The sequence below is a fragment of the Streptosporangium sp. NPDC002544 genome (assembly GCF_040295965.1).
Classification (GTDB): Bacteria; Actinomycetota; Actinomycetes; order Streptosporangiales; family Streptosporangiaceae; genus Streptosporangium.
Genome location: NZ_JBEOWJ010000051.1, coordinates 1 through 13,370, shown reverse-complemented (window position 1 = coordinate 13,370; position 13,370 = coordinate 1). Strand labels below are relative to the sequence as shown.

The following is a 13,370-nucleotide window of genomic DNA, read 5'->3' as shown; positions in this document are numbered from 1 at the left end:
CACTCAGCCTCTCGCCGGACCGGCCAGGCCCAGCGACCCGAGGTTGTCCTCGGCCGGGTGCCGGCGCGCGGCCGGACCGGCCGCGAAGGCCCGCAGGATGTTCCCCGTGGCCCTGCGGACGAAGGAGGCGGCCCGTTCCGTGACGCCGTGGCCGCAGCGGGCTCCCCGCATCGCGCACACCCAGCGCATCGTGCCCGAGGAGAACACGGCGGCGCCGCTCGGCACCGTGTAGTAGGCACTGTGCGCGACCGTGGAGCGTCCGCCGCAGTCGACCGGGGAGACGGACAGGACCTCCATCGGGCGGGGCACGCCCGCACCGACCCGGTCGGTCTCCACCCCCACCATGCCGGGGAAGGTGGTGCCGCGCCGCACCCCGGTCCCCTTGAAGATCCAGTTGCCGGGACGCCAGACCACGTAGGCCGACTCGGAGGGGAAGCAGTCGTACATCGGGCCGGTCAGCGAGCTCTCCGGCCTGCCGGTCGCGCGCCACAGGACCGTGTGGGCGTCCTCGGCGGCGTCCTTGTGGCAGACGACCAGGCGGCGGTGGCCCAGAGGCGTCGCGGCGAAGCGGATCCGCCAGTAGACGGCGTTGGCTCCGAGGAAGGCGAGGTTGGTGCCGTGGTCACGGGCCGCCTCGACGGTGCGGCGCATGCGTGCCGACCAGTACTCGTCGTGGCCCAGGGAGACCAGGCCCCTTGCCCCGTCGAGGAGGTGCGGGTCGCGGTCGAGATCCGCGCTCGTGACATAGGCGAGCGGGACACCGCTGTGCTCGGCGACCTCGATGGCATCGCGTTCCATGTCCAGGAAGAGCCGCGCTCCCGATGTGTCGTAGGGGCGGTCGAAGCTGACCGCGCGGGACCTGTCCTCGAAACCGCCGGGCCCTCGGTAGAGGCTACGGCCACCCCAGTCGTTGTACGCCTGCCAGGTGGTGACCGCGTTGACGACGACCAGGCGTCCCCTGGTGGAGGTGGACCTGACGGTGAGCGGCACGTAGCGGCTGCCTCCGCTGGCGGCGTCCAGCCTGATCAGGTAGGAGCCCTCCGGCCAGCCGGAGGTGTCCACCTCGGGGCCCGGCTTCCAGTGGGCGGCGGTCACCGTGCGGGTGGCGGCGATCGTCCTGGCCGGGGCCTGCCTCATGCCGGGCAGCCCGCTCGCCCGCCAGACCTGCCTGGCCCCGGCTCCGCCGTACCAGCCCATGCGGAAGGCCCTGGCGGTGTAGCGGTCGGCGGTGGTCGAGACGTACAGCCGGAAGCTCTCTCCCGGCGGCACGCTCACCCGGTCGGCGAAGCCCTCGATCTCGTGCTCGGCGCCGCGGTGGCGCACTCGCCAGTCAGGGGTGCCCGGCCTGGCGTTCTCGATCGTGGTGGCGTCCGCCGCCCCGGCGCTCCGCACCGCGGACGCCGAGGTCGAGGGAGTGGGCGAGGGCGGCTCCGCGGGCCGCTCGGCGGTGGCGCCACATCCGGCGACCAGCAGTATCGCCATCAGGGTCATCAGCGGTGTACGGGCCGAATGCCAGGACGTTTGGAACATGAGCAGCAGCATGTCCACCTGGAAGATCCTCCGTGGCCCTCCCCCGCCGGTCTTGGGTGGTTCTTGGCCTCATGATCCGGATCGGCAAAGTAAAAGGCTTATCCGCCGATGGGTTTGGCATGATGCGAACCATGACTGACCTCCTTCCGCTTCCTGCCGCGTACACGTCCGTGGACGGCTCCCTCGGGCTCTCTCCCGGAGTCGGTGTCCAGGGCCCCGCCGGGCTGGTCGACGCGGTACGGCTCGCACTCGCCGTACTCGACCCGCGTCCCGACGGGGCAGGTGTGATCAGGGTGGAACCCGACGCGTCGCTCGGCGCCGAGTCGTACACCCTGGACGTGACGGCCCAGGGCGTGCGGATCGCGGCCGGAGACCGCGCCGGGGCCTTCTACGCGGGCCAGACGCTCCGGCAACTGCTCCCCGCCGCTGCGTTCCGCACGGTGGCGGGGACGGGCTGGAGCGTCCCCCTCGGCCAGGTGCGGGACGCGCCCCGGTTCTCCTGGCGCGGGGTGCACCTGGACGTGGCACGGCACTTCATGCCCAAGCGCGAGGTGCTCAGGATGGTCGACCTCATGGCGGCGCACAAGCTGAACCGCCTCCACCTGCATCTGGTGGACGACCAGGGCTGGCGGGTCGAGAGCCGCAGGCACCCGCGGCTGCACGAGGTGGGCTCGCACCGCCCGCGCACGGTCACCAGCTACTACCGGGAGGACCTCGCCTTCGACGACGTGCCGCACGGCGGCTACTACACGCTGGACGACCTCGCCGAGATCGGCGCCTACGCGCGGGCCCGCGCCGTGACCGTCGTGCCCGAGATCGACGTGCCGGGACACGCCTCGGCGATCCTCGCCGCCTATCCCGAGCTGGACGCCCGCGCCACCGGCGGCCGGCGGCCCGAGCCCTTCCGGGTGCTGGAGCGCTGGGGCATCTCCCCCGCGATCCTGGCCCCGCTGCCCGGCACCGTCGACTTCCTGACCGACGTGTTCGACGAGATCCTGGCGGCGCTGGGCGAGACCCCGTACGTCCATATCGGCGGGGACGAATGCGTGCTCGACGACTGGGCCGCCTCCCCCGAGATCGTCGCCTTCCAGGCGGAGCTGGGGCTGGGAAGCCTCGCCGACCTGCACGCCTGGTTCCTGCGCCGGCTGGCGGATGTGCTGGCGACACGTGGCAGCCGGGCCGTGGTGTGGGACGAGGCGTTCGTCAGCGGCATGCTCAGGCCCGACACGATCGTGATGCCCTGGCGCGGCCCCGGGGTGGCCAGGCGCGCCGCCGCGGCCGGGCACGACGTGGTGCAGACTCCGGTCTTTCCGCTGTACTTCGACTACGCCGAGGCCGCGTCCGAGCTGGAGCCGGTGGCGATCGGCGACACGATCACCGTCTCGGACGTCGCGGCCTTCGCCCCGGCGCCACAGGAGTGGACGGCCGGGGAGCGGGAGCGCGTGCTCGGGGCGCAGTTCCAGCTGTGGAGCGAGCGGCTGCCCAACGGGCGCGCGGTGGACTACCGGGCCTGGCCCCGGGGGTGCGCGCTGGCCGAGGTCACCTGGTCGGGCTCGGCCGGGGCCGGGTTCGACGCCCGGCTGGAGACGCATCTGGGCCGCCTCGACGCGCTCGGCGTCGAGTACCGGCCGCCGGCCGGCCCGCACCCCTGGCAGTTGGGCGGTACCGGCCATCGGCGGCACCGGCCAGGGGTCGTCAGGGCGGACGAGGCCATGAGGCATCTGGAGGAGAAGACCCACGACGCCGACTCGACCCGGCCCAGCCTCTGACCCCGGCGGGCCGGGGCGGGCCGGGGCGGAGGACCCCTGACCGCCCCGGTCGGCCGGAGAGGACCGGCAGCGGATCAGCCCGCCACCTGGTAGCCGGCCTCCTTGATGGCGGCGCGGATGGCCGCGTCGTCGGGAGAGTCACCGGAGACGTCGACCCTGCCGGTTTCGAGGTCGACGTCGACACCGGTGACGCCGGAGACCTCGCCGACCTCCTCCTTGACCGAGCTCACGCAGTGGCCACAGGTCATGCCGGTGACGGTGTATGTGATCACGCTCATCGTGCCTCCAATGCCCCAAGGTTACCCACCCAGGGTATATCGCCTCCCCGGCGGGGGCGGATCAGGCCGCGGTACGGCCGATTATCTGGCGGAGGTCCACCACGCCGTGACGGCGGAGCCTGCGGGCGAGCTCGCGGTTGACGCGATGCGCCCAGAAGGGCCCCTCGTAGATCAGCGCGCTGTAGCCCTGAACGAGCGTGGCCCCGGCGAGCAGGCGCTCCCAGACGTCGTCCACGTCCTCGACGCCGCCTACGGAGACGAGCACCAGGCGGTCGCCCACCCTCGCGCGCAGCCTGCGCAGCACTTCCAGGGACCTGGCCTTCAGCGGCCTGCCGGACAGGCCGCCGCTCTGCTGAGCCCGGTCACGTTCCGCGCCGGTCAGCGCCTGCCTGCTGATCGTGGTGTTGGTGGCGATGATGCCGTCGAGACCGAGCTCCAGGGCCAGGTCGGCGACCGCGTCCACATCGTCGTCCGCCAGGTCGGGCGCTATCTTGACCAGCAGCGGGGTGCGCTTGGGGGTGGCGTCGGCGATCTCCTTCACCGCCCGCAGCAACGGGCCGAGCAGCTCCACGGCCTGGAGGTCGCGCAGCCCGGGGGTGTTGGGCGAGCTGACGTTGACGACCAGGTAGTCGGCCAGTGGAGCGAGCTTTCTGGCGCTGGTCACGTAGTCGTCGACGGCCCCCGACTCGGGCACCACCTTGGTCTTGCCGATGTTGACGCCGACGATCGCCGGAACGCCCCTGGGCCTGCTCAGCAGCCGGGCCGCCGCGGAGGCTCCGGCGTTGTTGAAACCCATCCTGTTGATGATCGCCCGGTTTCCCACGAGGCGGAACAGCCGGGGCCGGGCGTTGCCCGGCTGCGCGTGGGCGGTGATCGTGCCGACCTCGACGTGGCTGAAGCCGAGCGCGGACATGGCCTCCACGCAGCCGGCGTCCTTGTCGAAGCCGGCCGCCAGCCCGAACGGGCCGGGGAAGTGCACACCGAAGGCCTGCACGCGCAGTGCGGGATCGCGCGGCGCGAGGCTGCGGTGAAGCAGCCTCTTGACCACGGGCATGACCGAGAGGGCACGGAGCGCGCGCACCGTCAGATGGTGCGCGTCCTCCGCGTCGAGGCGGCTGAGGACCTGCGAGAAGACGAATCTGTACATCACCGATCAGGTTAGTGCCGGCTCGCGCCGACCAGGTCACCGGTGTGTCTGATCAGCGGGCATTCGCCGGGTTCAACCCCCGGGACGTGAGCAGGATCACCGCATTTCTCCGGCTCCCTCACCGAGCAGCTCGGCTGCGAGGTCGGCGACGCGACGGCGACTGTCCCTGGCCTGCTTGCGCAGGCCGGTGAAGGCCTGGGTGGCGGTCAGGTCGTGCTTTCCCATCAGGTAGCCGATCGCCCGCTCGATGACCACGCGGTAGTCGAGGGCGTACTGGAGCTGCTCGGCCAGCGCGCTCTTCTCCTCGGCGGCCATCGCGGCGGCGAGCAGTTACTCGATCACGTCCGCGTAGCCGTAGAGGGCTTGAATGTCCGACTCGTCCCACTGGTAAACCGTGGCCTGGTAGACGTTCAACGTACCCACCGGCTCGCTGCCAAGCCGGACGGGCACCCCGGCCACCGCCCGCACCTCCGGGTGGAGCCGGTCGGCGAGTTTCGGCCAGCGCGGATCGACGCTCACGTCGCTTGAGGTCACCGCGCAATTCTCTTCAAACGCGGAAACGCACGGCCCCTGACCAAGATGGAGCTGCGCGCCCTCAAGACTCCGCCCCGGATCGTCGGTGGCGACCAAATAACGAAGATCCTTGCCCTCCTCCGCGAACATCAGCCCCGCACCCGAATACCCGAACAGCGAGTTCACCACGTCCACGGCACGCTCCAACTGATGGACTATGCCTGTGGCGGACGAGGTCGTCCTGAGCTTTCTCAAACTCGCGACCAGCGCTTCCGGATCAATGTGAGTCATATGTGGGGCGCCTTTCAGCGTCGACCTGGCTACTTGACATGCACACTACGACTGCCCAGAAATAGGAGTTCTATCGGCCGGCGCTTGGAGAACCATCACCATGAGCTCGCCGAGGCGTTCTCCGGCCCGGACTTTCGCGGGTTGCCATTCATGGCTCATCCGGTCGTAGAAATTCAGGGTGCCGATCAGCTGTTCCTCGGTTCGCAACGGCACCGAGAGCACCGCACGGACCTCCGAGACCCGCGCGGCCACGCCGGGGAACCCGAGGGGTCTGGCCGCCCGCAGGTCGTCGACCGTGACGTCTTCCCCTCGGCCGGGCTCTCGATGGCCGGCCCGGAACCGATCTGCTCCTGGATCAGCTCCAGGCGCCGGCCGTGGTCGTCGGAACCGCCGATCGCTCGCAACCGGTCGTGGTCGTCTATCAGCATGAGCGCCGAGAACGTCGGCGAGAGCACCGAGGGTGCGATCGATGAGCCGGGAGAGTTCGAGGACCTGTGTCATGGGCGGGCTTCCTCCACGTCGAGGTAGCTCCGCGGACACAGGGCGGAATGATCTGCGGATCAGAGCCTGGTGCTGCCCGATGACTCCGGCCAAGCGGTTCCTCTCCCCGGCCGCATATCGCCGTCAACACATCGTTAAGCGTTCGGCAAACAGAGATCGGCAGGGTGGATACATGAACACCCTGTCACGTTCGGCCATCGCCCGGCGGCGGCGCACCCTGGCGCACATCGTGCTCCGCGACCTCGCGGAAACCGGTGATGTCACACTCCCTGTCTGGTGGGAGGAGGAGATCCAGCGGGAGTTCGACGGGCTCGGCGGGTTTCTGGCCGAGCTGAGCCGGCAGTGGTGGACCGCCTACGCCGCGCATCTGGACGCGCTGATCGAGCTCGGCGTCGACGACCCGTCCCAGGCGTGGGACGACGTCGCGGCGCAGATGCCGCAGCTACGGGCCGTCCTCGACGCCTACCCGGACGAGGCGGCACTCGCCGAGGCCGAGCGGCGGCACTGCGACGTCCTGCGCTGGATCACCCGGCGCGAATCCCGGCCCGCGGCCTGAGGCTTTACCCGGAGTGGAAAGAATATTCACCGGAAATCGGGTAGCCATGAACGATGGTCCGAACTGTCCAAGGTGAGTCATCGCCGCACGGAAATCCCGATGACAACTCCGCCGACCTGCGCCTGGGCATACGCCTGACGCTTGCGGTGGTGGCGGTGGCGATCTTCACGGTGCCGTTCGTGGTCCTGCTCGTACTCGTGAAGACCTCCTCCTCACCGCTCAGGAGCTTCGACGAGAGCATCGCCCTCCAGCTGCACGCCCAGGCACTGGAGCACCCCGGCTACACGGCCTTCCTCAACGTGGCGACCGAGGTGTTCGGCCCCTGGACATGGCGTGGGCTGGTGCTGCTGACCGCCGCCTGGCTCTGGTACCGGGGCGCGCCGCGGCTGGCCGTCTGGGCGGTCGCCACGATCACCTTCGGCGGCCTGCTGAACCTCGCGGTCAAGGGGATCGTCGACCGCGCCCGGCCCGACCTGCCCGATCCGGTGGCCTCGGCGCCCGGCGCCTCCTTTCCCTCCGGCCACGCGATGGGCGCCGCGCTGGGCGCGTGCATCCTCGTGCTCATCTGGCTGCCCTTCCTGCGGACTCCGGCCTCCCGGATCGCCGCCTGGATCGTCGCGGCGGTCGTCGTGGTGTTCGTCGCCTACAGCCGGGTGGCGCTCGGCGTCCACTGGACCAGCGACGTCGTCGCCGGGGTCGCGCTGGGCGTGGTGGTCGTGGTGGGGACGGCCGTGGGCTTCGAGGCCTGGCGCCGGGGAGAGGGCCGCAAACCCGTCGAGCCGCCCATGGAGGGCATCGAACCCGAGGCGTTCCGGTGAGGCCATTCGGGGTAGCCGACGCGCCATGTCAAAAATGTCGGTGGATTTCAGAGGCGTGACGCGCCTCATCCTGGTGCCGCTGGCCATCATGGCCGCCCTGACGATCGGCGTCGGACTCCTCATCACCAAGATCCTGCAGACGACGACCCTCGTGGCGAACGACCAGGGGGTCAACGAGCAGCTGGCCCAGGGCCGCACCGCCTACTGGAGTTCGATCACCGACGTGGTGTCGGGCCTGTCCGACACCCCGGTGATCATCACTGCGACCGCGTTGCTCGTCATCGGCTTCCGGCTGGTCTTCAGGCGCTGGAACGAATCGATCTTCCTCGCGCTGGCGGTCTTCTCCCAGTCGGCGATCTTCCTGCTGGCCACCGTCTTCGCCCAGCGCAAGCGACCCGCCGTCGAGCATCTCGACCCCGCCCCGCCCACTTCCAGCTTCCCCTCGGGCCACACCAGTGCCGCTGTCGCCTTCTACTGCGGCGTCGCCCTGGTGCTGACCGTCCACACCCACCGTTACAAGATCCTGAACGTGCTGTGGTGGCTGGTCGGCCTGGGCATCCCCCTCGGCATCGGCTACTCGCGCGTGTATCGCGGCATGCACCACCTGAGCGACGTGAGCTGGGGCTTCCTGCTCGGCCTGGTCTGCATCGCGGTGGCGGCCAACGCGCTGCTGTTCCGGCCGGTGGTGCGGGAGAGGGAGAAGGCCCCAAGACCACGGGGAGACGCCCGGTCGTACCAGGAATCGGCCGAGAGGTGAGAGAGACATTCCCCACCCGCGGGATCGCTTCACATGAGACCGTTATGAAGCAGCGTCACCAAGTCCCACATCTGTCACTTGGGGTCGCTCAATGATCGCCCTGCGCTACGAAGTAAGATAGAAACCCCAATAGGGAGATTCACCTCTCTCCGGCGGGGCACGAGCAGCCAGCCGGCCGGACAGAGAGACGTTCGACGGCTACCCTCAAGGAAGGAAGCCGGCCATGGATCATCAGTCCGTCGTCTGCGTCAAATGTACGGGCGTTCTCCTCGCCACCGACTCCCGCACCTACACGGCACAGCGAGGTCGCCTGATCCTGACCAACGGCTACTGCGGCTGCCCTGCCGCGCAGGCCCCCGTCGAGCAGGTCACCGAGCAGCAGCAGCCCCAGCCCGTCGCGGAGCAGCCCGTCGCGCACCCGCAGCCCGCGCACACCCCTCAGCAGAACGCACAGCCCGCAGGCCAGAACTCGATGGTGGTCGCCTAGCGACATCCGCGGAGGGAGCGGTCGCGGCGTCGGGGGGCGTACGCGACGGCTCGGCCACTCAGCGGCCCCGCGTGTTCAGCCGCTGAGTCCCCAGGCCAGCACCACCGACAGACCGCTCGTCGCGAGCAGGCCGACGAGCACCACTATCGCAATCACCCGACGGTTCATACCCGAAAGCCTAGCCAGGCCGTTCGGGTGCTCCCGCACGTCCACGTGCGGTCTGACCGCTCCTACCTCGGCCAGGCGGTCGGGATGAACTGCTCTCGCTCCGCGCGGATGATGTGGATCACCGCGTTGATGAGTGCCAGGTGGGTGAACGCCTGGGGAAAGTTGCCGAGGTGGCGCCCGGTCACCGGGTCGATCTCCTCGGCGTAGAGTCCGAGGGCGCTGGCGAAGGAGAGGACCCGCTCGCAGAGCCTGCGGGCCCGGGTGTACTCCCCGATATCGGTCAGCGCCGAGACGAGCCAGAACGAGCAGATCGTGAAGGTGCCCTCCTCGCCCGACATGCCGTCGTCCGTGTACTCCGTCCTGTAGCGCAGGACCAGGTCGTCGGCTGTCAGCTCGTCGGCGATGGCCAGAACGGTGGCACGGACCCGGGGATCACTGGCCGGCAGGAAGTGCACCAGCGGGATGAGCAGGAGTGACGCGTCGAGAGCGTCGGAGTCGTAGTGCTGCTTGAACACGCCTCGCTCGCTGACACCGTTGGCGCACACGTCGGCGTGGATCTCGTCGGCGATCGCCTGCCAGTGCGCGGCCAGCTCGAACTCCTCCCTGAGCAGGGCGAGCCGGGTGCCCCTGTCGATCGCCACCCAGCACATGACCTTCGAGGAGGTGAAGTGCCGTGGCTCCCCGCGCACCTCCCATATGCCCCGGTCGGGCTCCTGCCAGTGTCTGATGGCCGACTCGACCTGTCGCTTCAGGACGGGCCAGATCCGCTCGTCCAGGCGGTCCCGCGACCGGGTGTGGATGTAGAAGGAGTCGAGGACGGCGCCCCAGACGTCGTTCTGGCGGTGCTGGTAGGCGTCGTTGCCGATCCGGACGGGCCTGGCGCCCTCGTATCCGTGAAGATGGTCGAGGACGTACTCCTTCAGCTCACGCTCGCCGTCGACGCCGTACATGATCTGGAGTTCCTCGTCCCGCTCCGCGACGTCGGCGATGAACCAGAAGAAGTCGTCGGCCTCCCAGTCGAAGCCCAGCGTGTAGAGGCCCCAGAGGGCGAGGGTCGAGTCCCTGATCCAGGAGTAGCGGTAGTCCCAGTTGCGGCTGCCGCCCGGGGTCTCGGGCAGGGAGGTGGTCGCCGCCGCGACGAGCGCGCCCGTCGGGGCGAAGGTCAGGCCCTTGAGGGTGAGGGCGCTGCGCTCCAGGTAGCTCCGCCAGTGGTGGTCGGGAAAGTTTCCCCTGGCGAGCCAGTGCTGCCAGTGGTGGGCGGTCCACACCAGCCGCTCGTAGGCCTCCTCGAAGGTGTACGGCGGCTCGTGCACGGTCCACGACAGCGCGCAGAAGCGCGTGTCCCCCTCCTTGAGGAGGGTGCGCGCCGTCGCTCGCCCGGCCTCGAACCCCAGCCGCAGGTCCGTGGTGAGCCTGAGCTCCAGGCTCTGCCCCGCCGCCCTCGCGACGCCCTGGTGGTAGCCCCTGTCGGTGTACGACCAGCGGGCGGGGATGCGGCCGTAGTCGAACATCGGCTCGCAGCCGAGCGTGACCTGTGCCTCCCCGCTGACGCAGCGCGCCGTGCGGAGCAGCACGTGGGAGGCGTCGTAGTCGGTCGGTGCCCTCCGGTGCGTGTGGGAGAGCTCCTCGTGGTGGTGCCAGGGTCCCACCAGGAGCAGGTCGCGCACGATGACCCAGCCGGTGGGCGTGCCCCAGCTCGTCTCCAGGATCATGGTGCCGGGCAGGTAGCGGCGCGCGGCGGGCACCCTCAGATCCGCGGGACCGAACCTGAAGCCTCCCGCGCCCCGATCGAGGATGGCGGCGAAGACGCTGGGAGAGTCCATCCTGGGCAGGCAGAGCCACTCGACGTTCCCACTCGGCGCGATCAGCGCGGTGACCTCACAGTCGGACAGGAACGCGTAGTCGGCGATGGGCGGGAAGGGAGAGTGGCCGTGCAGCACGCTCACCGGTGGATCCGCTGTCATGAGCCCTTTCCTCCCTCCGGGTCGCCCTGCTCGGGAACACCTGCCGTCACGCCCGCCGGTTCCGGGATCTCCGGTCCGCGGCGGGGAACCAGGCTGTCCGCTTCGCCAGGCCCCCCGCCCGCCGGCCCCCCGGGTCAGGTGGTGGTCTCCACCATCTCCTGGAATTCCCCGGGAAGCTGTGCCAGAACATGATCGAAAACTTCGTCGTCGACCATCTCGCGCACCGTGACCAGAACGGCCCGCACCCCGGCGGTGGCCTCCTTCATGGTCAGGCCGGTGCGCTCGCTGACCCGGGTGACGAAGTCATGCAGCCCGAAGTCCTCGACCCTGTCCTGTACGTGAAGCGAACCCCGCAGGGGTTCCGGCAGTGATATCGCGAGACGCCTGGCCTCCCCCGCGCTCAGCTGATCTCCCAGCATCTCCACAGTCGCGCGAGCGAGGTCTTCCGCCTCCTGGCGCGACAGGGCCGCGCGCTCCGCCACGGCGCGAATGAAGTCCTTGTATTCCATGTCGTCCCCCTCGACCGGCTAGCCTTCCCGGTCGGTACGAGAATGAACGCCCAGGTCACGACCTGTGTCGAGGACTTCCTGCCCGGGGAGCCGGCTACCTCGCCCCGGCACGGTGCTCCTGCGGGCTGACCCCGCGTACCCGCTTGAAGGCCGTGCTGAGCGCGAACGAGCTGCCGTACCCGACCTGAGCGGCCACCGCGCCGACCGTGGCGTCGGTCTCGCGCAGCAGGTCGGCGGCCATGGCCAGCCGCCAGCCGGTGAGGAAGGCCATCGGGGACTCACCGACCAGCTCGGTGAAACGGCGGGCCAGGGCCGCGCGGGAGACGCCGGCCCCGGCGGCCAGGGCGGCCACGGTCCAGGGGTGGGCGGGGTTGTTGTGCAGCATGCGCAGGGCCTTGCCCACCACCGGATCGCTGTGCGCCCGGTACCAGGCGGGGGCCCCGGCCTCGGGACGGGAGAACCAGGCCCGCAGGACGGCGATGAGCAGCAGGTCGAGCAGCCGGTCGAGAACGGCCTCCTGCCCCGGCTCGTCCTTGACGATCTCGTCGGCGAGCAACGGGATGATGGGGCAGTTCCAGGCGCCTTCCGGCAGGACCAGCAGCGTGGGCAGCGCCTCCAGTAGACGCCGGCTGATCTCCCCGCGCATCTGGTAGGCGCCGGTGAGGATCACCGTCGACCCGTCCGGGCTGTTGCCCCAGGTGCGGATGCCCAGATCCATCGCCTGGGCCAGGTCCCGCCCGTCGAGGGTGGTGCAGTGCTGCCCGGGATGGATCACCACCTGGGGAGGCGTGGCCGGGTCGTCGGCGACGGTGTAGGGATCGGGACCGCGGATGATCGCGACGTCCCCGGGGCCCAGGCGCACCGCGTCACCGCCGTCGGGGACCACCCACGCCTCGCCCCGCACCATGGCCGCCAGGGCGAGCGGCGCCCGATCCTGGATGCGGAGGGACCAGGGCGGGCTCAGGATCGAGCGGAGCAGGAACGCTCCACGGGCTCTCGGCCCGTCCAGGAGGTCGGTGAGTGCGTCCACGGACTCACTTTAGACGTTGGAACATGGAATTGCGCTTCTCAGCCATGGACCGTCTCACCATTTCCCGGTTCACTGGCGGTATGACGGAGAACACGCACGAGAAGAGCACGACGCTGGTCCTCGGAGGCACCGGCAAGACCGGCCGCCGGGTGGTGGAGCGGCTCACCGCGCGCGGCCTGCCGGTGCGGGTCGGTTCCCGCTCGGGCGAGCCGCCGTTCGACTGGGAGGACCAGGCGACGTGGGCGGCCGCGCTGCGAGGGGCGGGGTCGGTGTACCTGGTCTACTACCCGGACCTGGCGTTCCCCGGGGCCGCGGACTCGGTCCGCTCGTTCGTCTCGCGGGCGGTCGGGAGCGGCGTCCGGCGGCTGGTGCTCCTGTCCGGCCGGGGCGAGGAGGAGGCCCAGGTGAGCGAGCGGACGGTCAGGGAGTCCGGCGTCGAGTGGACGATCCTGCGGGCGAGCTGGTTCTGCCAGAACTTCAGCGAGGACTACCTGCTGGAGCCGGTCATGGGCGGCGAGATCGCGTTCCCCGCGGGGGACGTGGCCGAGCCGTTCGTCGACGCCGAGGACATCGCGGACGTCGCGGTCGCGGCACTGACCGAGGACGGGCACAGGGGCGAGCTCTACGAGCTGACCGGCCCCCGGCTGCTGACCTTCGCCGACGCGGCCGCGGAGATCTCCAAGGCGACCGGCCGCGAGATCGGCTACCTGCCGGTCTCCCCCGAGGAGTACGCGGCCGGTCTGGTCGAGCACGGCGTACCGGCCGGGTACGCGACGCAGTTGGCCGGGCTCTTCACCGATGTCCTGGACGGCCGCAACGCCCACCTGACGGACGGCGTCCGGCGTGCCCTGGGCAGGGAGCCCAGGGATTTCACCGACTACGCGCGAGAGGCCGCCGCCACCGGTGTCTGGGGCGGCTAGGCCCTGTCCTGCGGATCTTTTGCCTACTGCGGTCGGCCAGGCGGCGCCTCGCCGCGTTGTCGTCGGTCACCGCAGCACGCTGCGGCTCCCTCCTCCGCCTTGCGAGACACCACCTGACCGATCCTCGCCACG

The 13,370-nt window shown here is 70.2% G+C and carries 15 protein-coding genes; 6 read left to right on the top strand and 9 right to left on the bottom strand.

Going from position 1 to position 13,370, the window contains the following annotated elements:
- Positions 1 to 3 precede the first annotated feature (3 nt).
- A complete protein-coding gene (locus tag ABT061_RS44560) occupies positions 4 to 1,542 on the bottom strand; it encodes a N,N-dimethylformamidase beta subunit family domain-containing protein (protein ID WP_350929788.1) in 1,539 nt (512 codons plus the stop codon).
- Positions 1,543 to 1,661: 119 nt separating this feature from the next.
- On the opposite strand from ABT061_RS44560, the gene ABT061_RS44555 reads away from it, so the two are divergent.
- A complete protein-coding gene (locus tag ABT061_RS44555; RefSeq protein WP_350929746.1) occupies positions 1,662 to 3,299 on the top strand; it encodes a beta-N-acetylhexosaminidase in 1,638 nt (545 codons plus the stop codon).
- A gap of 74 nt (positions 3,300 to 3,373) precedes the next feature.
- Here the strand turns inward: ABT061_RS44555 and ABT061_RS44550 are convergent, their stop codons facing one another.
- From ABT061_RS44550 to ABT061_RS44530, 5 genes are all read right to left on the bottom strand, one after another.
- Entirely contained in the window at positions 3,374 to 3,577 is a 204-nt protein-coding gene (locus tag ABT061_RS44550) for a heavy-metal-associated domain-containing protein (RefSeq protein WP_350929745.1), read from the bottom strand.
- Positions 3,578 to 3,638: 61 nt separating this feature from the next.
- Positions 3,639 to 4,724, bottom strand: a complete 1,086-nt coding sequence (locus tag ABT061_RS44545; protein WP_350929744.1) for a quinone-dependent dihydroorotate dehydrogenase — start codon at positions 4,722 to 4,724, stop codon at positions 3,639 to 3,641.
- A 96-nt stretch (positions 4,725 to 4,820) separates the two neighbouring features.
- Positions 4,821 to 5,039: an ANTAR domain-containing protein gene (locus tag ABT061_RS44540; protein WP_350929743.1), complete on the bottom strand. Its 219-nt coding sequence runs from the start codon at positions 5,037 to 5,039 to the stop codon at positions 4,821 to 4,823.
- A gap of 15 nt (positions 5,040 to 5,054) precedes the next feature.
- Positions 5,055 to 5,432, bottom strand: a complete 378-nt coding sequence (locus ABT061_RS44535) for a GAF domain-containing protein (protein WP_350929742.1) — start codon at positions 5,430 to 5,432, stop codon at positions 5,055 to 5,057.
- 141 nt (positions 5,433 to 5,573) lie between these two features.
- Positions 5,574 to 6,029 carry a GAF domain-containing protein gene (locus ABT061_RS44530; protein WP_350929741.1) on the bottom strand — a complete coding sequence of 152 codons (456 nt, stop codon included), beginning with the start codon at positions 6,027 to 6,029 and terminating at the stop codon, positions 5,574 to 5,576.
- A gap of 172 nt (positions 6,030 to 6,201) precedes the next feature.
- Between ABT061_RS44530 and ABT061_RS44525 the strand changes: the two genes are divergently transcribed.
- From ABT061_RS44525 to ABT061_RS44510, 4 genes are all read left to right on the top strand, one after another.
- Positions 6,202 to 6,585 (top strand): hypothetical protein, encoded by a 384-nt coding sequence (locus ABT061_RS44525; protein ID WP_350929740.1) that lies wholly within the window; start codon positions 6,202 to 6,204, stop codon positions 6,583 to 6,585.
- A 53-nt stretch (positions 6,586 to 6,638) separates the two neighbouring features.
- Positions 6,639 to 7,403, top strand: coding sequence for a phosphatase PAP2 family protein (locus ABT061_RS44520; protein WP_350929739.1), 765 nt, complete (start codon positions 6,639 to 6,641; stop codon positions 7,401 to 7,403).
- 55 nt (positions 7,404 to 7,458) lie between these two features.
- Positions 7,459 to 8,160, top strand: a complete 702-nt coding sequence (locus ABT061_RS44515; RefSeq protein WP_350929738.1) for a phosphatase PAP2 family protein — start codon at positions 7,459 to 7,461, stop codon at positions 8,158 to 8,160.
- A 223-nt stretch (positions 8,161 to 8,383) separates the two neighbouring features.
- The gene (locus ABT061_RS44510) at positions 8,384 to 8,647 is read left to right on the top strand and encodes a hypothetical protein (RefSeq protein ID WP_350929737.1); all 264 of its coding nucleotides are present in this window, start codon (positions 8,384 to 8,386) and stop codon (positions 8,645 to 8,647) included.
- 230 nt (positions 8,648 to 8,877) lie between these two features.
- On the opposite strand, the gene ABT061_RS44505 is transcribed toward ABT061_RS44510, so the two are convergent.
- The 3 genes from ABT061_RS44505 to ABT061_RS44495 form a co-directional block, all read right to left on the bottom strand.
- Positions 8,878 to 10,779, bottom strand: a complete 1,902-nt coding sequence (locus tag ABT061_RS44505; RefSeq protein ID WP_350929736.1) for a glycoside hydrolase family 15 protein — start codon at positions 10,777 to 10,779, stop codon at positions 8,878 to 8,880.
- Between the two features lie 134 nt (positions 10,780 to 10,913).
- Positions 10,914 to 11,288, bottom strand: a complete 375-nt coding sequence (locus ABT061_RS44500) for a DUF2267 domain-containing protein (RefSeq protein WP_350929735.1) — start codon at positions 11,286 to 11,288, stop codon at positions 10,914 to 10,916.
- Positions 11,289 to 11,382: 94 nt separating this feature from the next.
- Positions 11,383 to 12,318, bottom strand: a complete 936-nt coding sequence (locus ABT061_RS44495; RefSeq protein WP_350929734.1) for an AraC family transcriptional regulator — start codon at positions 12,316 to 12,318, stop codon at positions 11,383 to 11,385.
- Positions 12,319 to 12,398: 80 nt separating this feature from the next.
- Here ABT061_RS44495 and ABT061_RS44490 point away from each other — a divergent pair, with 80 nt between their 5' ends.
- Positions 12,399 to 13,238: an NAD(P)H-binding protein gene (locus ABT061_RS44490; protein WP_350929733.1), complete on the top strand. Its 840-nt coding sequence runs from the start codon at positions 12,399 to 12,401 to the stop codon at positions 13,236 to 13,238.
- Positions 13,239 to 13,370: the final 132 nt, after the last annotated feature.